This window comes from Bacteroides pyogenes DSM 20611 = JCM 6294 (genome assembly GCF_000428105.1).
Taxonomy (GTDB): domain Bacteria; phylum Bacteroidota; class Bacteroidia; order Bacteroidales; family Bacteroidaceae; genus Bacteroides; species Bacteroides pyogenes.
Genome location: NZ_KE386625.1, coordinates 2,951 through 22,578, shown reverse-complemented (window position 1 = coordinate 22,578; position 19,628 = coordinate 2,951). Strand labels below are relative to the sequence as shown.

Genomic DNA, 19,628 nt, shown 5'->3' with positions numbered 1-19,628 from the left:
GCCAAGCTGCTTTGGGGCGATCGCAATGCTTTATCAAAAATAAGGTTGATGCCTTTTCGCTTGAGGAGCGGTTCGTTTCGTCCTAAAAAAAGAGGGGCTGTCCGACTTTGGGGCCCCTCTCTTTTTAGGATATTATTACCTTATGAATAACGCAGTCTTAAATTGAAAGTTCTTTCAAAACACTGATAAGTTCTCTTTTTATAGGCTTGTCGTTTTTTATTGCTTTGCTGAAGGGTACATAGACTATTTCGTCATGGTCGATGCCGATCATTACATTGCGTTGGTCTTCCATCAACGCATCAATGGCCGCTGTTCCTAAACGGCTTGCCAGAATACGGTCGTGCGCGGTCGGGCTTCCTCCGCGTTGCACATGTCCTAGGATGGTTACACGTACATCGTATTGCGGATATTCGTTTTTCACGCGTTCCGCATAGTGCATGGCCCCTCCGGTAATTTCGCTTTCCGCTACCAATACGATACTGCTGTTTTTCGATTTTCGGAATCCGTTCTTGATAAATTCTTCCAATTGGTCTACCTCGGTGCTGATTTCGGGGATGATTGCCGCCTCGGCTCCCGAGGCGATGGCTCCGTTCAATGCAAGGAATCCTGCGTCGCGCCCCATTACCTCCACGAAGAATAAACGTTCGTGCGAAGTTGCCGTATCGCGTATTTTGTCTACAGCCTCTAAAATAGTGTTTAACGCCGTATCGTATCCGATTGTCGTATCTGTACCGTAAAGGTCATTGTCGATGGTTCCCGGCAGCCCGATACAGGGTATGTCGTATTCTTGTGCCAAAATACGGGCGCCCGTCAGTGAGCCGTCTCCACCGATTACTATCAATGCGTCGATTCCTTCTTTTTGCATATTCTCGTAAGCCTGTTTCCGCCCCTCAGGGGTGGTAAACTCTTTGCAACGAGCTGTTTTTAAAATAGTTCCTCCCAGTTGGATGATATTACTTACATCCTGACTTCTGAATTCTTTGATTTCACCTGTCACCAGACCTTTATATCCTCTATATATACCTTTTACTTGCAATCCGTTATAGATTGCCGCACGTGTCACTGCACGAATGGCGGCATTCATACCCGGAGCATCGCCTCCGGAAGTCAGGATGCCGATACATTTAACTGTTCCCATAACAAACTTTTAATTTTTAGTTCGACGTGACAAATGTACGATAAAAAGTTGAATGCGGCGTTCGGGTTGATTTTATTAGTGTGAAGAAAGTATTAAAAAGTCCAAATAGTAGAGGGACGGGGATCTCCTTTTTATTCATTGATGAGCGCCCGGATGCGATGGTATATTTGCTCCATTAACCATTTGGGAGTGGAAGTGGCCCCGCATATGCCGATGGAACTGATATTACAGAGCAGAGCAGGGTTGATGTCTTCTTCGCCGTCGATCAGGTGTGAGTTGGGATTTACTTTCAGGCATTCGTCAAAAAGAATTTTTCCGTTCGAGCTTTTTTTCCCGCTGACAAAGAAGATCAGATCGTGCGAGGAGGCGAATTCACGGAGCTTGGGCATGCGATTCGCTACCTGACGGCAGATCGTGTCGTAATATTCAAAAGTGGATTCGGGCGAAATATGCTCTTTGATATAACTTACAATCTCTTGAAACTCATCGAGTGATTTAGTGGTTTGCGAAAAAAGGCGAATGCTTTTGTTGAAATCAAGAAGTCTGGCTTCTTCCGCTTTCTCAATTACAATTGCTTTTCTGTCGGTTTGACCCACTAATCCCAATACTTCCGCATGTCCGTTTTTCCCATAGATGACTATTTGTTTGTCTTGTGGTTCGCCGTTCAGGAAGCTCTGTTTGATGCGTTTTTGCAGTTGCAACACTACCGGACAAGTCGCATCGATGATTTCTATATTATTTTTACGGGCAGTTTCGTAGGTTTCAGGCGGTTCTCCATGCGCACGAAGCAATACTTTGACATTTTTCAATCGTTTGAATTCTTCGTGGTTAATTGTAATCAGCCCCATTGCTTTCAGCCGTTCCACTTCCCGGTTATTGTGTACGATATCTCCCAAACAGTACAGGGTTTCTCCTTTTGCCAACTCTTCTTCGGCTTTATGGATGGCTGTCACCACTCCGAAACAAAAGCCTGAGCCTTTATCTATTTCTATCTTGATCATGCGATTGTTTTATCGTTATCGGCAACTGATTGGAATTGTTGCATCAGCCATTCTTTTTGTTGTTCGATTGTCAGATTCGTATTGTCTAGCAGCAATGCGTCTTCCGCTTTGCGCAACGGGCTGACTGCCCGATTTTGGTCGATTTCGTCCCGTTGCTTGACGTTTTTCAGAATATCCTCGAAACAAGCCTCTTCACCTTTTGCTTTCAGCTCGTCGTAGCGTCTTTGAGCACGTATCTCCGGTGAGGCTGTGACAAACACTTTCAATTCCGCATTCGGAAATACGGTCGTTCCGATGTCGCGTCCGTCCATCACAATACCCTTCTCTTTTCCCATTGCTTGCTGCTGAGCCACCATTTCATGACGAACAAAGTCAAGCGTGCTGATCGGGCTGACTTTGGAAGAAACCTCCATTGTACGAATCTCTTTTTCCACATTTACATTGTTCAGGAAAGTATCCGGGCGTCCCGTTTGCGGGTTCAAACGAAAAGATATTTTGATATCTTTCATCGCCTTTTTCAACTTTTCTATGTCTATCGTATCCCCATCAAAGATTCCATTCCTGATGCTATATAGCGTAACGGCGCGGTACATAGCGCCACTGTCAATGTATATATAACCTATTTCACGGGCAAGGTCTTTTGCCATAGTACTTTTTCCGCAAGAGGAAAATCCGTCTATAGCGATTGTTATTTTTTTCATTGTCAATATACTCTTTTTGAATTATGCTCCAAAGATACGTTATTTTTAAAAACGAACCATGCTTTATTTTTGTTGTGTCATTTTTTAGTCGTTTTTCTTCATATATAATAGAACTTGGATCCATTATGCTGTATTGGTGTAAAAGACATTGTCTTTATATCTTTTTATTCATAAATTAAGAGTCGCGTGTATTGGCGTTTGTTTGGATAGCTGACTGACCTTGTAAGCTTTTAATTCTAATATTTTTTCGGTTAACCTTAAAAAACTTAAAAAGCAAATTGAAAAGCAGTAATAAAGAACTCGGTTGTTTGAAAATGTATTATATTTGCCAAAGACACATAACAGAAGACACTTTTTTTTAATCATTATATTAATAAAATTATGGAAGTTAAAAAATCACCCAAAGCAGACTTGGAAGGCAAGAAAACCACTTGGCTGCTCGTTGGTTACATGGTTGTATTAGCTTTTATGTTCGTGGCGTTCGAATGGTCGCACCGTGACATTAAAATTGATCTCAGCCAGGCTGTAGCTGATGTCGTGTTTGAAGAGGAAATTATTCCGATTACCGAAACCCCCGAACAGCAGGCTCCGCCTCCTCCTGAAGCTCCGAAAGTAGCTGAATTGTTGGAGATCGTAGATGATAAGGCCCAAGTAGATGAACCTACAGCTATTTTCGATGAAGACAATGCCCCGAAAGTAGAAGTGAAGTATGTTCCTGTGCAAGTTGTTGAAACAGAGCCTGAAGAGCAAACTATTTTCGAAGTTGTAGAGAATATGCCGGAATTCCCCGGCGGGCAGGCTGCTTTGATGCAGTACTTGGCAAAGAATATCAAGTATCCTACCATTGCTCAGGAGAATGGAACCCAAGGGCGTGTTATCGTTCAGTTTGTGGTAAATAGAGATGGTAGTATCGTTGACGCGAAAGTTGTACGTCCTGTAGACCCCTATTTGGATAAGGAAGCGCTTCGTGTGATTAATTCGATGCCTAAATGGAAGCCGGGTATGCAACGCGGTAAACCGGTACGTGTAAAATATACAGTTCCTGTAATGTTTAGATTGCAGTAATTTTGTATCACAGATAAATAAAGAGGCTGCTTCGAAGCAGCCTCTTTTTGTTCGTTACGTTTTTATTATCAAATTATTATGTTTACAGCCTCTCAGATTCTTGATGAAATAAACAAGCATATTGCCTCACTTCAGTTTACCCGTACGCCCAAAGGACTTTACGAACCGATTGAGTATGTTCTTTCTTTGGGAGGAAAAAGAATACGTCCGGTATTGTTGTTGATGGCTTATAATTTATACAAAGACGACTTGGCTTCAGCTTACGCCCCCGCTACAGGAATAGAAGTTTATCATAATTATACGCTTTTGCATGACGACTTGATGGACCGCGCAGATTTGCGGAGGGGAAAGCCTACTGTTCATAAAGCTTGGGATGATAATGCAGCTATATTATCGGGAGATGCCATGCTGGTTTTGGCATATCAGTATATAGCGGCTTGTAGTCCTGAACATTTAAAAGAAGTTTTGGATTTATTCAGTCAGACAGCGCTTGAAATTTGTGAAGGACAGCAATTAGATATGGAGTTTGAAGCCCGCAAAGACGTTTCGGAACAGGAGTACCTCAATATGATTCGCTTAAAGACAGCAGTATTGCTTGCTTCTGCTTTAAAAATCGGTGCGATTCTTGGCGGGGCATCTGCTGTGGATGCCGATCATCTTTATCAGTTTGGTGTGCGGATAGGAATTGCTTTCCAATTGCAAGACGATTTGCTCGATGTGTATGGGAATACGGAAGTCTTTGGCAAAAAGATAGGTGGAGATATTCTTTGCAATAAGAAAACATATATGCTGATTAAAGCGCTTGAGCATGTAGATGGCCCGCGGCAGAAGGAGTTGAGTTTCTGGTTGGATGCAAAGAATTTTGATCCGGCTGAGAAGATTCGGGCAGTGACTTCCATTTATGATCGGCTGAATATTCGGAGATTTTGTGAAAATAAGATGAGAGAATATTATGATTTGGCTATGGAGAGCTTAAGTGCCGTAAGTGTTGTCGAAGAAAAAAAGCACGAACTGAAAAATGTTGTGAAGCAGCTCATGTATCGTGATATATAAATAGGATAATGTATGCCTTACAGACGATTGCCAAATACGGATAAAGCCAGAGTGAGAGCGCTGAAAGCAGCGGTTGCAAGAGGCGACATATGCTCCTTGGACAAATTAGCCATTTCGCTAAAGACCTTATTTGAAGCCCGTAATTTTTTGGCGAAATTCGAAGCTGCGCAAATTTATTATGTGCAATGCTATACCAATCAGTCCAAGTCAAGTCGCAAACATCAGTCAAATGTGAGAACTGCGAGGTTATATATTTCACACTTTATCCAAGTGTTTAATTTGGCAGTTCTCAGAGATGAAATTAAAGAGTCTCAAAAAGAACTTTATGGTTTGTCGGATGTAAATACATTGCCCGATTTGCTTAGTGAGAGCGCCTTGATAGAATGGGGAGCGAAAATAATAGAAGGAGAGCAACGACGTATTTCACAAGGGGGAATACCTATTTATAACCCTACTATCGCGCGTGTGAAAGTATATTACGACATCTTTGTGGATAGCTATGAACGGCAGAAAAACTATCAGGCGGCAACGGCTCGTAGCCTGGAAGATCTCGCTTCAATGCGTAGCCGTGCCGATGAGCTGATTTTGGATATATGGAATCAGGTAGAGGCTGAGTTCGAAGGTGTGCAACCGAATGAAAACAGGTTGGAAAAATGCCGGGATTACGGATTGGTATATTATTATCGTTCCAATGAGAAATGAACAGATAAAAGTGACTTTATGTTAATAGATACGCACTCTCATCTTTTTTTAGATGAATTCTCAAAAGATTTACCGGAAGTAATAGAACGGGCACGTCGCGCCGGGGTTTCTCATATATTTTTGCCTAATATAGATAGTACGACTATTGATTCGATGCTGGCTGTCTGTGCAGAGTATTCGGATTATTGTTACCCTATGATCGGTTTGCATCCTACATCGGTCGATGAGCGGTATGAGAATGAACTGTCAATCGTTCGTAAACAGCTTGAAAATCCTAATCAGTTTGTGGCAATCGGTGAAATCGGACTTGATTTTTATTGGGATAAGACTTTTTTCACTCAACAGCTGGCGGCTTTTGAAAAGCAGTTGCAATGGGCAATCGAATATGATTTGCCTGTAGTCATACATTCGCGTGATGCATTTCCTTATATATATAGTATAATGAAGCCGTTCAAGAATACATCGTTGAGAGGTATATTCCATAGCTTTACAGGAACTGTCGGAGAAGCTGCCCGATTGCTCGAATTCGAAAACTTTATGTTAGGCATCAATGGAGTTGTCACTTTTAAAAAGTCGGTGTTGCCGGAAGTCTTGTTGTCTGTTCCCCTGGAAAGAATAGTACTTGAAACAGATTCTCCTTATTTAACTCCGGTTCCCAATCGTGGAAAACGAAACGAAAGCGCAAACGTAAGGGATACATTGTCGAAAGTGGCAGAAATCTATCGGATGACACCGGAGTATGTTGCAAGGGTAACTTCTATGTCTGCCCTAAAAGTGTTTGCATTCCGCAAATAAGGACGGAAAGGTTTTAAAATATATTAATTTGCAGTGTTTATTCAAGATAAAACAGGGATAATGCTTCATGAAAAAAAAAAAAAGGATACATTTGTAGCTGAAAATCTGAAAGCCTCTTAGGGAGAGATGCTCGAGTGGTTGAAGAGGCACGCCTGGAAAGCGTGTATACGCCAAAAGTGTATCGGGGGTTCGAATCCCCCTCTCTCCGCAAGTGAGAATGAAATTGGGAAATAAATACAAAATAACAATTAATTAATTAATCTTAAAAATTAGACACACAATGAAAAAGTTATTTGCAATTGTTGCTGTGGTTGGAGCCATGACATTTGGCACAACTCAATTTGCTCAGGCTCAAGACGCTACTGCTACTGAACAGGCTGCCGACCAACAAGTTGCTGCTGAAACTGTAGCTGCTGACGTTGCTACACCTGCTGCTGAGGAAGGTGGTATCCATAAAGAACTTAAAGTAAAATTCATTGAAGGAACTGCTTCTTTCATGAGTTTGGTAGCTATTGCTTTGGTTATCGGATTGGCATTCTGTATCGAACGTATCATTTATCTGAGCTTGGCTGAGATCAATACAAAAAAATTCATGGCGTCTATAGAGGCTGCTTTGGAAAAAGGAGATGTTGAGGCGGCTAAAGATATTGCCCGCAATACAAGAGGCCCTATCGCTTCTATTTATTATCAGGGATTGATGAGAATCGACCAGGGTATTGATGTTGTTGAAAAGTCTGTAGTTTCTTACGGCGGTGTGCAGGCCGGCTACCTTGAAAAAGGATGTTCTTGGATTACACTGTTTATCGCTATGGCTCCTTCACTCGGATTCTTGGGTACTGTAATCGGTATGGTGCAAGCTTTCGATAAAATCCAGCAGGTAGGTGATATCTCTCCGACAGTTGTAGCAGGTGGTATGAAAGTAGCTTTGATTACTACTATCTTCGGTTTGATCGTTGCTCTGATTCTACAAGTATTTTACAACTACGTTCTTTCAAAGATCGAGGCTCTTACAAGCGAAATGGAGGATTCTTCCGTATCTTTGCTTGACATGGTAATCAAATATAATTTGAAATACAAAAAATAATCTGAGATGAGTAAATTAACATATAAAGTTTCGTATTACGTTCTGTATGCGATGTTTGCTGTCATTCTGATTGTCTTAGGGCTGTTCTACTTCGGTGGTGACGCTCAAGGTGCAGAAGTCATTCCGGGTGTAGATCCTGAAATGTGGCAGCCGGCTCAGGCCAATGCCTTACTCTTCTTGATGTATGGATTGCTTGGTTTGGCCATTGCAGCTACTCTTGTCGCTGCTGTATTCCAATTTGCGTCAGCTATGAAAGACAGTCCGGCAAATGCTATAAGATCTTTGCTTGGATTGGTTCTTTTAATCATTGTTCTCGTGTTGGCTTGGACCATGGGCGATGGTACGCCGATGAACATCCAAGGCTATGAGGGTTCGGACAATGTTCCTTTCTGGTTGAAGCTGACAGATATGTTCCTTTATACTATCTATATCTTGCTGTTTGTGACGATTGTTTCAATCATTGTAAGCGGTATAAAGAAAAGATTGTCCTAATTTAAAGTAAGGGATATTCAATTTAATAAGTTATTACAATGGCAAAAGGAAAAAGAAAAGTTCCTGATATTAACTCAAGTTCTACGGCGGATATCGCTTTCTTGTTGCTTATCTTCTTCTTGATTACGACATCAATGGATACGGACCGCGGCTTGGCAAGATTGTTGCCGCCGCCACCCGAAGAGCAAGATAAGCAAAATACCGATAAAATTAAGGAACGTAACATTTTGCAGGTCTATTTGAATAAGGATGATGCTTTGATGTGCGGAAATGATTATATCAGTATTGATCAACTAAGGAAGAAAGCCAAAGAGTTTATTGCTAATGTTAATAATGAAGAGTCTAAACCGGAAAAAACACAAAAGAATGTAGAGTTTTTTGGTCCGACTCTTGTTAACGACAAGCATGTAATCTCTTTACAGAACGACCGTGGCTCTTCTTATCAGGCATATATTAGTGTGCAGAATGAATTGGTTGCTGCATACAATGAGTTAAGAGATGAATTGTCTCAATCTAAGTTTCAGAGAAACTATGCTGATTTGAATGAAGAAGAACAAAAAGCTGTTCGTGAAATCTTCCCGCAGCGTATTTCAGAAGCAGAACCTAAAAAATACGGAGAAAAAAAGAAGTAATGGGAAAATTTAATAAAACTGGTAAACGTGAGATGCCGGCGTTGAACACTTCTTCTTTGCCTGACCTTATCTTCACCTTGTTGTTCTTCTTTATGATTGTAACAACAATGCGTGAGGTGACTTTAAAGGTACAGTTTAAGCTTCCGGTAGGTACTGAACTTGAAAAGTTGGAGAAGAAATCGCTGGTAACGTTCATTTATATTGGTGAACCGACTCAGGAATATCGTGCTAAGATGGGTACTGAAAGCCGTATACAGCTGAACGACAGCTATGCTGAAGTTTCGGAAGTACAGGATTTTATCTTTCAGGAACGCTCTAGTATGAATGAAAGCGATCAAGGAAATATGACAGTTTCTTTGAAAGTCGATCAGAAAACGAAGATGGGTATTGTTACAGATGTGAAGAATGCTCTTCGTAAAGCTTATGCGCTAAAAATCAACTATTCTGCTACAAAACGTGGAGAACAGAAATAATAGTTGAATTTAATATTATAAAAAGAGAGGGCAATAAACGGCCCTCTTTTTTTATACATAATTTCTGAAGCAGTCGGTTGCCGCAGATTCGGGGGTGTGGAGATTCGAATGCCGGATACTGCGGCGGAAGGCTCAAGACTATAGAGCGGTCATTTTGTTTCCCACCGGGGAAACAAAAGTTTCCCCAGCGGGAAAATAAAGTTTCCCCAGTGGGAAAATAAAGTTTCAATAGTGGGAAACAAAAGTTTCAATAGCGGGAAACAAAAGCTTCAATAGTGGGAAACAAAAGCTTCAATTGTGGGAAACAAAAGCTTCAATTGTGGTTTAATGTTTTTAGTTGACCACTTTACGGCTTATTTTCAAAGTCGGTTGACTCAGTTAATACTTATTTTTATTACAAGTTGATGGGAGGATATCGCAAAATGATTCGTTATCTGACGTTGTAGACAGTCGTATAAAGTTGTTCTTTAACTTCTTCAAAATGATTTTCGCTTGTCAGATTTCCATAGGCCATTAAATACATGGGCAAATACGGGTCTCCTTTTTTATAGGGAGGCTGATTATAATTGTTTTTCCATAGGCAGAATCCATGTCGTTCGTAGAAGTGAATGCGACGTTGGGATATTTCGTCTGTAGGTCTTTCCACTTCCAGCACGATGGGAAGATTCAACCGTTTGTATAACTGTTCGATAACTTGTTTGCCATAACCCTTGTTGCGATGCACAGGATTCATGGCAAGATGTTCTATGTAGAAGAAGCGTTCAAACGCCCAATAGGTAATAAATCCGATGGGCTGCTCATCGTTCAGGATGATATTGTTGTAGAAGTTATTTGTTTGGTCGGTATATTTGCGAACATCTTCGAGCGGGCGGTATTCTTCCGGTGGAAAAGCTTCTGTGAGTAGCTTCTCCATAAACCGGTAGTATTCTACATCTGATGTCTGTATGGGTTGAAATCGGATCATTGTATTTGTTTTAGCTATGGATTGTTTGGTGTGTTATGGTACATAAAATTCAATCATACGCCGGATAGCGCGTTGGCAAACCGGGCAGAAAGCGGGATATTCGTTTGTTTTCATGCGACAATTGAAAGCCGGGCGATATATGCCTTTCGCAGAATAACCTCCTCCTTCGTACACTCCTACGGGAAATAACTTGTTTCTTTGCGCAGATGGTGTTGGAATAGGCGTGCCGGTCACAAGCATGTCTTCCCATTTCGAAGCAAAATCGATTCGGGTGGTAATATTTTGCTCCCAAGGTTCCACATCGAGCGGGTAAGTATCTGTCATTACATCATTCTCATAAAAGTATTCATCGGCCAATCCTCCGAAACTATGTCCGAACTCATGTACTACTACAGGTTTGAACATGGAATGATGCGCGCTGGTTAGCGTGTAGGAGTTATAGATTCCTCCCCCTCCATATACTTCCGTGTTTGCCAGTATGATGATATGTTCGTAGGGAACACCGGCCAAAGCATTGTGTATCGCCTTTACACGGCTAGTGGTAAGATAGCGTTCCGAATAAAAAGTGTCAAAATGGGAATGTACGGTCGTTTGTTTCCATCGTTTCTCTCGCGGTACGCTTACTCCGCTATCTGCCGACGGACTTGCTACCGCAACCACATTGAATTTACTTTTCAATGTTCGGAAAGGTTCGTGTGCAAACAAACTTTCACAGGCCCGTTCTGCGTCTTGGTAAAATGTCTCTATTTCTTTGTTGGTGTATCCTTCTGCTAAAATGGCTATATCAATGCATTCTTTTTCACTTCCGTTTTTCAGGATATAGCGATGTGGAGCGTTGTGAGATATGCCTCGTTCGTGAATCAAGATATCATCGGGGCGAACCACATGGCGTAAGTGAGCCATGACGGCTTTACGCGGAGTATATAAGATGACTTCTATCTCTACAGGCTCTTTGGGAAAGGGGAGGAGAAATGTGTTTTCAAAACCTCTGGCAGTTTCTTTTGCCTCATCGGTAGATAGCCATTCCTGGTATAGCGAGGAGAAAGAGGTTTTGTAAATACATTGTTTACTGCTTAAATCTCTGACAATGATTTGACCGTTACCTTCCAAAGGCAGTTCCGACAGATTGTGCCGGCGGCCTGCCCATACGGGAAGTTGCGACAATTCATCCAGGTAAATCGCTTGTCTGTTCGCGTCACCTGTGAAAAGATAGTCTACCCGTAACGTTTTGTCTTGAAAATAGTCGTCAAAATTTTGCGCATGGCTTTCGAATGCCATCCATACGCACAGGAAAAAAAGAATGCAGTGTTTCATATTCATCGTATATTTATGTTTCTTACAAAGGTACAAACTATTGCCGACTTATCTTCTATTTGTAAATAAAAGTAATAGTTTATAGTATTTATTATCGGGAAATAGCTAACTTTGCATAAAAGATTCATTGATTAAAACAGTTTGATTTAAATGGGATATCATCAATTAGATAGTTTAGATGAGCAGATTTTGAAATTGATTGCGGATAATGCGAGAATTCCTTTTCTGGAAGTCGCCAGAGCTTGCAATGTATCGGGTGCGGCCATTCATCAACGCATTCAAAAATTGACAAACTTAGGTATATTGAAAGGGTCGGAATACATCATCGATCCGGAAAAAATAGGATATGAGACGTGCGCTTATATAGGTATCTTTCTGAAAGATCCCGAATCGTTTGATTCGGTAACAAAAGCGTTGAGAGACATACCGGAAGTTGTGGAATGTCATTTTACTACAGGTAAATACGATATGTTTATCAAAATTTACGCACGTAATAATCACCATTTATTGAGTGTGATTCATGATAAACTGCAGCCGCTCGGGCTGGCTCGTACAGAGACACTTATCTCTTTTCACGAGGCTATTAAGCGGCAGATGCCGATATTGATAGATACGGAATAAGGAAAAGCAGGACGTGTAGGGACGTTTCCAACGGTGACTATCGCCTTACATAATCTACAAAAGCATAAGAGCAGGGATGTTTTTCATCTATTGAATGAACTTCTCTGCTTTTTTCATGCCAGATATCGGGAGATATTTCCGGAAAGAAAGCGTCAGCCAGTGGAGCCGTGCAATCTATTTCAGTCAGGCACAGTTGGTCGGCATAACGAAGCGCTTGTCGATAAACGCTTGCCCCCCCGATGATATATACGTTTTCATCTTCCTTACAGGCTTTTAACGCAGCATCCAACGATTGGAAAACTTCTGCTCCGGGGAATTCGTTTGAGGTGTTCGAAGACAATACAATGTTCCTGCGATGCGGCAACGCTCCTTTGGGAAGCGATTCAAAAGTCTTTCGCCCCATGATGATGGTATGTCCGGTTGTCAGCGCCTTGAAACGCTTCAAGTCATTGGGTAGCCAGAAGAGAAGCTTGTTCTCGAATCCGATAGCCATTTGACGGTCTACGGCGGCAATAATAGATATTTTACTCATGGCAGTTTATACCGATACCGCTCCTGCGATGTGTGGATGCGGGTTATAGTTCGTTAATTCAAAATCTTCAAACGTAAAGTCGAAGATGCTTTTTATCTCCGGGTTGATCTTCATTTGCGGAAGCGGGCGCGGAGTACGCGTCAGTTGCAGTTTAATCTGTTCGAGGTGATTCAGATATATATGAGCGTCTCCCAATGTGTGGATAAAATCGCCGGCTTTTAATCCGGTCACTTGAGCCATCATTTGCAGCAACAAGGCGTATGAAGCAATGTTGAAAGGAACACCCAGAAAGATATCGGCGCTTCGTTGGTAGAGCTGTAAACTGAGTTTTCCGTCGGCAACGTAGAATTGGAAGAAAGCGTGGCACGGCGGAAGATTCATATTCTTCAGATCTGCCACATTCCATGCGCTGACAATGATTCGCCGGGAGTCGGGGTTGTGCTTGATCATTTCCACCGCTTCACTGATCTGGTCGATTCCTCCTCCGTCGTAATCGGGCCACGAACGCCATTGATGCCCGTAAATATGTCCGAGCTCTCCGTTCTCGTCCGCCCATTCATTCCATATACGCACGCCATGCTCCTGCAGATATTTCACATTCGTATCTCCTTTCAGAAACCAAAGCAGTTCGTGGATAATCGATTTTAGGTGTAGCTTTTTAGTGGTCAGACAAGGGAATCCTTCATCAAGATGAAATCGCATCTGATGGCCGAAGATGCTGATGGTTCCGGTTCCCGTCCGGTCACTTTTGGGAGTCCCTTCCGCTAATACGCGGTTAAGTAGGTCTAAATATTGTTTCATTGTCGGTGGTTATGCTATGATGCAAAAGTACTCAAAAAACTTTTATTTGCAGAGGAAGAACTTGTTTAAATTTCGATTGTACTCTTTCCGTTTCATTTTAATTAAATAAAAAAGGACGAGTTGCCCCGTCCTGGATGTTTTCACAACGGAATAATCCTTATTGTGATTTACTTCAATTTAGTGCTGCAAAGTTAAATAAATATTTATTCAAAAACAATAATTCTAATAAAAAAATATAACTTTGCGGAAAAGAATAATATTATGAAAAAGATACTTGGACTTGATTTAGGCACCAATAGTATAGGTTGGGCAGTAGTCAACTCTTTTGATGAAAATCAAAATGAAGAAAGTTTGAAACACATAGAATGTCTGGGAAGCAGGATTATTCCAATGGATGCTGCCATATTGGGAGATTTTGATAAAGGTAATTCTATTTCGCAAACGGCAAAACGGACCGAATTTCGTGGCGTGCGCCACTTGCGGGAGCGTCATTTACTTCGTCGGGCAAGGTTGCATAAGATTTTAAGATTATTAGGATTTTTGCCGGATCATTATGTGCAAGATTTGGATGGTCATGGAAATTTTCTGGTAAATGTGGAACCTAAAATAGCTTGGCGAAAAGATTCAAACGGAACTTTTGAGTTTATTTTTAACGATTCCTTTGATGAAATGTTGCAAGATTTTGCTACATATCAGCCCGAATTAATTGCTTGTAATAGGAAAGTACCTTACGATTGGACCATTTATTATCTTCGTAAAAAAGCACTGACAAAGAAACTCTCTAAAGAAGAATTATCTTGGATTCTTTTGAATTTCAACCAAAAGAGAGGATATTATCAATTAAGAGGTGAAGAAGATGATGAATCTGTGAAAACCGCAAAGACTCGCCAATACTTTGATCGACAAAAGATTAAAAGTATAGTCGATACGAATCAGACCTACAAAGGACAAAAGGTTTTGATTGTAGAGTTAGAGGATGGTGTAAAAGGCAAAATCTTTAAAAAAGAAATACCTAACTGGGTAGGACAGGAAAAGAGTATCATTGTAACCGTAGATATTGATAAAGACGGATGTGATAAATATGAAGAATCGGGAGAACTTTCCTGCCGATTTAAAATACCGTCAGATGCAGAGTGGGAATCAGAATGGAAGCTTATTAAAATGAAGACTCAAAAAGATTTGGACGCATCAGGTAAAACGGTGGGCGCTTATATTTATGACGCTATTCTGCAGAACCCTTCTCAAAAAATACGTGGAAAGCTGGTGCGTACTATTGAGCGTAAATATTATAAGGAAGAGCTTAAGCAAATATTGAAAAAGCAAGTGGAGTTTCATCCGGAGTTGCGGGATAAAGACTTGTTTCTTGATTGCTTGAATGAATTATATCCGAACAATGATGCTCATCGAAATGCTTGTGCCGATCGAGATTTTATCTATTTGTTTATGGACGACATACTATTTTATCAGCGTCCACTCAAGAGCAAAAAGTCTTTGATCGCTGATTGTCCGTATGAAAAACATATGTATAGAGATAAAGAAACAGGTGAGTTGAAATATTCGTCTGTTAAGTGTATTGCCAAATCACATCCGTTGTTTCAAGAGTTTCGTTTATGGCATTTTATTTCGAATATTCGGATATATCAAAAAGAACGTGTGATTGATGTTGATGCCTGCCAGCCGGATTTATCTTCAGCAAGGTCTGCTTTGAAGTCTAAGTTGGAAGCGGATGTTGATGTTACGAATGAGTTTCTAACATGTGAGGCTGATTATGTATCTCTTTTTGAATGGCTTAATAATAAGAAAAGTGTAAGTCAAAAAGATTTTTTAAAATATCCCGCTTTTGGAATAAAGAAATCGGGAGATAACTATCGGTGGAACTATGTGGAAGATAAATCATACCCTTGTAATGAGACACGTGCGTTAATTCTGAGCCATTTGGAGAAAGCAAATATTCGAGGGGATATTTTTACCAGAGAGCAGGAAGAAGCTTTATGGCATATTTTATATTCAGTTGAAGATAGATACGAGATAGTGAAAGCTTTACAGTCATTCGCTGCTAAATATCGTTTTAATGACGATTTTGTAACCGTTTTCAGTAAGTTTCCTCCATTTAAAAAAGAGTATGGCTCTTATTCTGCTAAAGCGATTAAGAAACTGTTGCCCTTAATGCGCATGGGGAAATATTGGAGTGAATCAGCTATTGACATCAAGACAAGAGAGCGCATAGAGAAGATTATTACGGGGGAGTGTGATGACAGTATTCGAGAACGAGTCCGTTTAAAGGCTATCCGATTGCATGACATTGAGCATTTCCGTGCTTTGCCGGTTTGGTTGGCATGTTATGTTGTTTATGACCGTCATTCCGAATCCGGAGATATAATGAAGTGGAAAACTCCGCAGGAGATGGATTCGTATATACAAAACTTTAAGCAGCATTCTCTTCGGAATCCGATAGTGGAACAAGTAATTACCGAAACGCTGCGTGTTGTACGCGATATCTGGAAACAAGTCGGCAGAATTGATGAAATCCATGTAGAGTTAGGTCGTGAGATGAAAAATCCTGCGGATAAAAGAAAAGAAATGACTAAGCGAATAATTGAAAATGAGAACACCAATTTACGGATAAAAGCCATGCTGACAGAGTTTTTGAATCCGGAATTTGAGATAGAGAATGTTCGTCCCTACTCTGCGAGTCAACAAGATATTTTACGTATTTATGAAAATGGTGTTTTGAATAGCGTATCGGAAATTCCGGAAGAGATAACAGGAATATTGAAAAAGTTTAATGAACGAGAGCAAAGAAAGCGTCCGTCTACTTCTGAGGTATTGCGCTACAAGCTTTGGTTGGAGCAGAAATATTGCTCTCCTTATACCGGAAAGATGATACCGCTTGGTAAGCTCTTTACGCCTGCGTATGAGATAGAACACGTTATCCCTCAATCTCGCTATTTTGATGACTCGTTTAATAATAAGGTGATATGTGAAGCTGAAGTTAATAAGTTAAAGGGAAATCTTCTCGGATATGAATTCATTAAAAAACATCATGGGCAGAGAGTCGATTTGGGACTGGGAGAGATTGTCGATATATTTTCGGTTGATGAATATGAAACCTTTGTGAAAGATTATTATTCGGGTAACCAACAAAAGATGAAGAAGCTTTTAATGGACGAAATACCGGAGCAATTTATAGAGCGCCAATTGAACGATAGCCGATATATCAGTAAAGTAGTGAAGTCTTTGCTCTCTAATATCGTTCGTGAGCAGGATGAACAGGAGAGCATATCGAAAAACGTAATTGTGTGTACAGGAGGGGTTACAGACCGATTGAAGAAAGATTGGGGGATTAATGATGTTTGGAACAAGCTTATTTTACCTCGTTTTCAGCGCTTGAATAATATTACTGAAACCACTGAGTTTACGGCGAAGAATATGGAAGGCCATGAAATTCCTGTTGTGCCGTTTGAATATCAAAGAGGTTTTAACAAGAAAAGAATTGATCATCGCCATCATGCGATGGACGCTATCGTTATAGCATGCGCCAGTCGTAATATTGTTAACTATTTAAACAATGAGTCTGCAAGGAAAAAAGCTCGAATAAGTCGTTATGATTTGCAAAAATTGCTGTGCGATAAAGTTAGGACAGATGATAATGGTAATTATAAATGGATACTTAAAAAGCCATGGGGTACCTTGACACAAGATGTTTATGCCGCATTGGATAATGTAATTGTCAGTTTTAAGCAGAATTTGCGGGTGATTAATAAAACGAAGAATTATTATGTCCATTATGAAGCCGGTAAAAAGACCATTGCTAAACAAGAAAAGGGTAGTAGTTGGGCTATTCGAAAACCAATGCATAAAGATACCGTGTTTGGAGAAGTGAATCTGCGCAAAGTAAAAACAGTTTCTTTGAATGAAGCTATTAAAAATCCTCAATGTATTGTGGAAAAGGATTTCAAAAAGAAGCTTCTATCTTTGCTTAAACAAAACTTTGATGCAAAGAAGGTTAAGGCATATTTTGAAGAACATAAAGACGTTTGGAGTGATATTAACCTATCTAAGATAGAGGTGTATTATTTTACAAAAGATACCAAAGAAAGATTCTTCGCAACACGTAAACCTTTAGACTCAAGCTTCGATAAAAAGGAAATAGAAAGTGTTACTGATACAGGGATACAGAAAATCCTGCTCCGTCATTTGGAACAGAAAAACGGTGATCCTGATTTAGCTTTCTCACCGGATGGTATTGAGGAAATGAATCATAATATCGTACAACTGAATGGTGGCAGAAAGCATCAGCCTATTGTTAAAGTGCGTGTTTATGAGAAAGCAGACAAATTTGCAATAGGCCAGCAGGGTAATAAATCGTCTAAGTATGTAGAAGCAGCAAAGGGTACAAATTTGTTTTTCGCAGTATATGAGGAAGAAGTGCGCGATAAAAAAACAAATGCCGTAATGCTTAAGAGGCACTATGCGAGTATTCCGTTAAACGTTGCTATCGATCGTCAAAAAAAAGGATTATCCACTGCACCGGAAGATGAAAATGGAAACGTTCCCATTTTTGTGTTGTCACCTAATGATTTAGTCTATCTTCCGACAGCCGAAGATATAGCAAATGCCTCAATCTCTTTTCCAATAAATAAGAATAGAATTTATAAGATGGTTAGCTGTACTGGTAATCGATGTTTTTTTATAAAACATCATGTTGCTAATGTAATTGTGGATAAAAGTGAGTTCTCAGTGCTTAATAAGATAGAGAAGGCTGAGACAGATGAAATGATAAAAGAGATCTGTGTTCCAATAAAAATTGATAGACTTGGGAATATTGTAAAAATAGGGGTTTACAAATAGTTCTTTCAGAGGGAACTTATATTATCAGACGATATAGATAAAAGAGAGATGATTAAAAAGACACTTTATTTTGGCAATCCGGCTTATCTTTCTTTAAGGTATGGACAGTTGGTAATAAAACTGCCCGAGATGGAGAAAAATGAAAGTTTGCCGGAAAACCTGCGGCAGCAAGCGGAAATCACAAAACCTGTTGAAGATATAGGAGTGGTTCTTTTAGACAATAAGCAGATCACTATTACATCCGGGGCGCTTGCTGCATTATTAGAAAATAATAGTGCTGTTATCACTTGCGATAGCAAGAATATGCCGGTAGGATTATTGCTTCCTTTGTATGGGAATAAGACACAGAACGAACGTTTTCGTCATCAGCTGGATGCATCGTTGCCACTGAAAAAGCAACTTTGGCAGCAGACTATTAAGTCGAAAATAGAGAATCAGGCTGCTGTGTTAAGTAGCTGTACCGGAGAAGAAGTGAAGTGTATGCGGGTGTGGGCCAATAATGTAAGAAGTGGTGACCCTGATAATTTGGAGGCACGTGCTGCTGCTTTTTATTGGAAGCTTCTTTTTGCTGATATTGAAGGATTCACGCGCGAACGTGAAGGTGTTGCTCCCAATAATCTACTGAATTATGGTTATGCTATTCTGCGTGCGGTGGTTGCCCGTGGATTGGTTGTCAGCGGCTTGCTCCCTACTTTGGGTATCCATCATCATAATCGCTACAATGCTTATTGTCTGGCTGATGATATAATGGAGCCTTATCGCCCTTACGTAGATGAATTAGTGTTTGCTTTAGTTCGTTCTTATGGCAATAATGTGGAATTGACAAAGGAAGTAAAAAACTCCTTGTTGACAATTCCTACTTTGGAGGTTAAAATTGGAGGAAAGCGGAGTCCGTTAATGGTTGCAGTTGGGCAGACTACAGCATCGTTATATAAATGTTTTTCTGGAGAACTGCGTCGTATAAGCTATCCGGAGCGTTGATGGATCGTTTTAGTGAATATCGGGTTATGTGGGTTCTTGTTCTTTTTGATCTGCCGACGGAAACTAAGAAAGACAAAAAGGCATATGCAGATTTTAGAAAGAATTTGCAGAAAGACGGTTTTACTATGTTTCAATTCTCAATTTATATACGGCATTGTGCCAGTAGCGAGAACGCATCTGTACATATAAAAAGAGTTAAATCTTTCTTGCCTGAATATGGACAGGTTGGGATTATGTGTATAACAGATAAGCAGTTTGGAGACATTGAACTTTTTTATGGAAAGAAAATTCAAACCACTAATGCACCAGGTCAACAATTAGAATTATTTTAAAACAAAAAATCCCGTACTTACACGGGATTTTTTATTGTTAATGAGTACGGTTTTTCTTATTCTAATAGTCCTATTAATCCGTTGATTATTAGTTGT

19 protein-coding genes and 1 tRNA gene are annotated in these 19,628 nt (G+C 40.3%); 13 read left to right on the top strand and 7 right to left on the bottom strand.

Translation table 11 applies throughout. The features are described from left to right. Positions 1–157: 157 nt before the first annotated feature. The 3 genes from pfkA to cmk form a co-directional block, all read right to left on the bottom strand. Entirely contained in the window at positions 158–1,138 is a 981-nt protein-coding gene (gene pfkA / locus C234_RS0114895) for a 6-phosphofructokinase (protein ID WP_027326411.1), read from the bottom strand. A gap of 131 nt (positions 1,139–1,269) precedes the next feature. After that, entirely contained in the window at positions 1,270–2,139 is an 870-nt protein-coding gene (locus C234_RS0114890; protein WP_027326410.1) for a 4-hydroxy-3-methylbut-2-enyl diphosphate reductase, read from the bottom strand. Then, positions 2,136–2,840, bottom strand: a complete 705-nt coding sequence (gene cmk / locus C234_RS0114885; RefSeq protein WP_027326409.1) for a (d)CMP kinase — start codon at positions 2,838–2,840, stop codon at positions 2,136–2,138. The genes C234_RS0114890 and cmk overlap by 4 nt, the downstream gene beginning before the upstream one ends. Before the next feature lie 381 nt (positions 2,841–3,221). Between cmk and C234_RS0114880 the strand changes: the two genes are divergently transcribed. From C234_RS0114880 to C234_RS0114840, 9 genes are all read left to right on the top strand, one after another. Further along, positions 3,222–3,905 carry an energy transducer TonB gene (locus tag C234_RS0114880; RefSeq protein ID WP_027326408.1) on the top strand — a complete coding sequence of 228 codons (684 nt, stop codon included), beginning with the start codon at positions 3,222–3,224 and terminating at the stop codon, positions 3,903–3,905. A gap of 78 nt (positions 3,906–3,983) precedes the next feature. Further along, positions 3,984–4,958, top strand: a complete 975-nt coding sequence (locus tag C234_RS0114875; protein ID WP_027326407.1) for a polyprenyl synthetase family protein — start codon at positions 3,984–3,986, stop codon at positions 4,956–4,958. 12 nt (positions 4,959–4,970) lie between these two features. Next, positions 4,971–5,660 (top strand): hypothetical protein, encoded by a 690-nt coding sequence (locus tag C234_RS0114870; RefSeq protein WP_027326406.1) that lies wholly within the window; start codon positions 4,971–4,973, stop codon positions 5,658–5,660. 18 nt (positions 5,661–5,678) lie between these two features. Then, positions 5,679–6,455 (top strand): TatD family hydrolase, encoded by a 777-nt coding sequence (locus C234_RS0114865; RefSeq protein WP_027326405.1) that lies wholly within the window; start codon positions 5,679–5,681, stop codon positions 6,453–6,455. Between the two features lie 120 nt (positions 6,456–6,575). Next, a tRNA-Ser gene (locus C234_RS0114860) sits at positions 6,576–6,663 on the top strand. 72 nt (positions 6,664–6,735) lie between these two features. Continuing rightward, the gene (locus C234_RS0114855; protein ID WP_027326404.1) at positions 6,736–7,539 is read left to right on the top strand and encodes a MotA/TolQ/ExbB proton channel family protein; all 804 of its coding nucleotides are present in this window, start codon (positions 6,736–6,738) and stop codon (positions 7,537–7,539) included. A 6-nt stretch (positions 7,540–7,545) separates the two neighbouring features. Then, positions 7,546–8,031 (top strand): hypothetical protein, encoded by a 486-nt coding sequence (locus tag C234_RS0114850; protein ID WP_027326403.1) that lies wholly within the window; start codon positions 7,546–7,548, stop codon positions 8,029–8,031. A gap of 38 nt (positions 8,032–8,069) precedes the next feature. Next, positions 8,070–8,663 (top strand): ExbD/TolR family protein, encoded by a 594-nt coding sequence (locus tag C234_RS0114845; protein WP_027326402.1) that lies wholly within the window; start codon positions 8,070–8,072, stop codon positions 8,661–8,663. After that, a complete protein-coding gene (locus C234_RS0114840; RefSeq protein WP_027326401.1) occupies positions 8,663–9,136 on the top strand; it encodes an ExbD/TolR family protein in 474 nt (157 codons plus the stop codon). The genes C234_RS0114845 and C234_RS0114840 overlap by 1 nt, the downstream gene beginning before the upstream one ends. Before the next feature lie 430 nt (positions 9,137–9,566). Here C234_RS0114840 and C234_RS0114835 read toward each other — a convergent pair whose 3' ends face one another. Together C234_RS0114835 and C234_RS0114830 are read right to left on the bottom strand one after the other, a co-directional pair. Then, entirely contained in the window at positions 9,567–10,100 is a 534-nt protein-coding gene (locus C234_RS0114835) for a GNAT family N-acetyltransferase (RefSeq protein WP_027326400.1), read from the bottom strand. A 33-nt stretch (positions 10,101–10,133) separates the two neighbouring features. After that, a complete protein-coding gene (locus tag C234_RS0114830; RefSeq protein WP_027326399.1) occupies positions 10,134–11,414 on the bottom strand; it encodes an IgA Peptidase M64 in 1,281 nt (426 codons plus the stop codon). Positions 11,415–11,564: 150 nt separating this feature from the next. Between C234_RS0114830 and C234_RS0114825 the strand changes: the two genes are divergently transcribed. After that, positions 11,565–12,035: an Lrp/AsnC family transcriptional regulator gene (locus C234_RS0114825; RefSeq protein ID WP_027326398.1), complete on the top strand. Its 471-nt coding sequence runs from the start codon at positions 11,565–11,567 to the stop codon at positions 12,033–12,035. Positions 12,036–12,072: 37 nt separating this feature from the next. On the opposite strand, the gene C234_RS0114820 is transcribed toward C234_RS0114825, so the two are convergent. Further along, positions 12,073–12,567: a dihydrofolate reductase gene (locus tag C234_RS0114820; RefSeq protein ID WP_027326397.1), complete on the bottom strand. Its 495-nt coding sequence runs from the start codon at positions 12,565–12,567 to the stop codon at positions 12,073–12,075. 6 nt (positions 12,568–12,573) lie between these two features. Continuing rightward, positions 12,574–13,368, bottom strand: a complete 795-nt coding sequence (locus C234_RS0114815) for a thymidylate synthase (RefSeq protein ID WP_027326396.1) — start codon at positions 13,366–13,368, stop codon at positions 12,574–12,576. A 261-nt stretch (positions 13,369–13,629) separates the two neighbouring features. On the opposite strand from C234_RS0114815, the gene cas9 reads away from it, so the two are divergent. Genes cas9 through cas2 form a run of 3 tightly spaced genes read left to right on the top strand, consistent with a single transcriptional unit; the run spans position 13,630 to position 19,532 of the window. Beyond that, positions 13,630–18,219 (top strand): type II CRISPR RNA-guided endonuclease Cas9, encoded by a 4,590-nt coding sequence (cas9, locus tag C234_RS0114810; protein ID WP_027326395.1) that lies wholly within the window; start codon positions 13,630–13,632, stop codon positions 18,217–18,219. A 48-nt stretch (positions 18,220–18,267) separates the two neighbouring features. After that, a complete protein-coding gene (gene cas1, locus C234_RS0114805) occupies positions 18,268–19,200 on the top strand; it encodes a type II CRISPR-associated endonuclease Cas1 (protein ID WP_027326394.1) in 933 nt (310 codons plus the stop codon). Further along, positions 19,200–19,532, top strand: coding sequence for a CRISPR-associated endonuclease Cas2 (gene cas2 / locus C234_RS0114800; RefSeq protein ID WP_027326393.1), 333 nt, complete (start codon positions 19,200–19,202; stop codon positions 19,530–19,532). Before cas1 ends, cas2 begins: the two co-directional genes overlap by 1 nt. Positions 19,533–19,628 lie beyond the last annotated feature (96 nt).

Coding starts and splice junctions, on each gene's coding strand:
- pfkA (WP_027326411.1), bottom strand. CDS start 1,138: ATGGGAACAGTTAAATGTATCGGCATCCTGACTTCCGGAGGCGATGCT.
- C234_RS0114890 (WP_027326410.1), bottom strand. CDS start 2,139: ATGATCAAGATAGAAATAGATAAAGGCTCAGGCTTTTGTTTCGGAGTG.
- cmk (WP_027326409.1), bottom strand. CDS start 2,840: ATGAAAAAAATAACAATCGCTATAGACGGATTTTCCTCTTGCGGAAAA.
- C234_RS0114880 (WP_027326408.1), top strand. CDS start 3,222: ATGGAAGTTAAAAAATCACCCAAAGCAGACTTGGAAGGCAAGAAAACC.
- C234_RS0114875 (WP_027326407.1), top strand. CDS start 3,984: ATGTTTACAGCCTCTCAGATTCTTGATGAAATAAACAAGCATATTGCC.
- C234_RS0114870 (WP_027326406.1), top strand. CDS start 4,971: ATGCCTTACAGACGATTGCCAAATACGGATAAAGCCAGAGTGAGAGCG.
- C234_RS0114865 (WP_027326405.1), top strand. CDS start 5,679: ATGTTAATAGATACGCACTCTCATCTTTTTTTAGATGAATTCTCAAAA.
- C234_RS0114855 (WP_027326404.1), top strand. CDS start 6,736: ATGAAAAAGTTATTTGCAATTGTTGCTGTGGTTGGAGCCATGACATTT.
- C234_RS0114850 (WP_027326403.1), top strand. CDS start 7,546: ATGAGTAAATTAACATATAAAGTTTCGTATTACGTTCTGTATGCGATG.
- C234_RS0114845 (WP_027326402.1), top strand. CDS start 8,070: ATGGCAAAAGGAAAAAGAAAAGTTCCTGATATTAACTCAAGTTCTACG.
- C234_RS0114840 (WP_027326401.1), top strand. CDS start 8,663: ATGGGAAAATTTAATAAAACTGGTAAACGTGAGATGCCGGCGTTGAAC.
- C234_RS0114835 (WP_027326400.1), bottom strand. CDS start 10,100: ATGATCCGATTTCAACCCATACAGACATCAGATGTAGAATACTACCGG.
- C234_RS0114830 (WP_027326399.1), bottom strand. CDS start 11,414: ATGAAACACTGCATTCTTTTTTTCCTGTGCGTATGGATGGCATTCGAA.
- C234_RS0114825 (WP_027326398.1), top strand. CDS start 11,565: ATGGGATATCATCAATTAGATAGTTTAGATGAGCAGATTTTGAAATTG.
- C234_RS0114820 (WP_027326397.1), bottom strand. CDS start 12,567: ATGAGTAAAATATCTATTATTGCCGCCGTAGACCGTCAAATGGCTATC.
- C234_RS0114815 (WP_027326396.1), bottom strand. CDS start 13,368: ATGAAACAATATTTAGACCTACTTAACCGCGTATTAGCGGAAGGGACT.
- cas9 (WP_027326395.1), top strand. CDS start 13,630: ATGAAAAAGATACTTGGACTTGATTTAGGCACCAATAGTATAGGTTGG.
- cas1 (WP_027326394.1), top strand. CDS start 18,268: ATGATTAAAAAGACACTTTATTTTGGCAATCCGGCTTATCTTTCTTTA.
- cas2 (WP_027326393.1), top strand. CDS start 19,200: ATGGATCGTTTTAGTGAATATCGGGTTATGTGGGTTCTTGTTCTTTTT.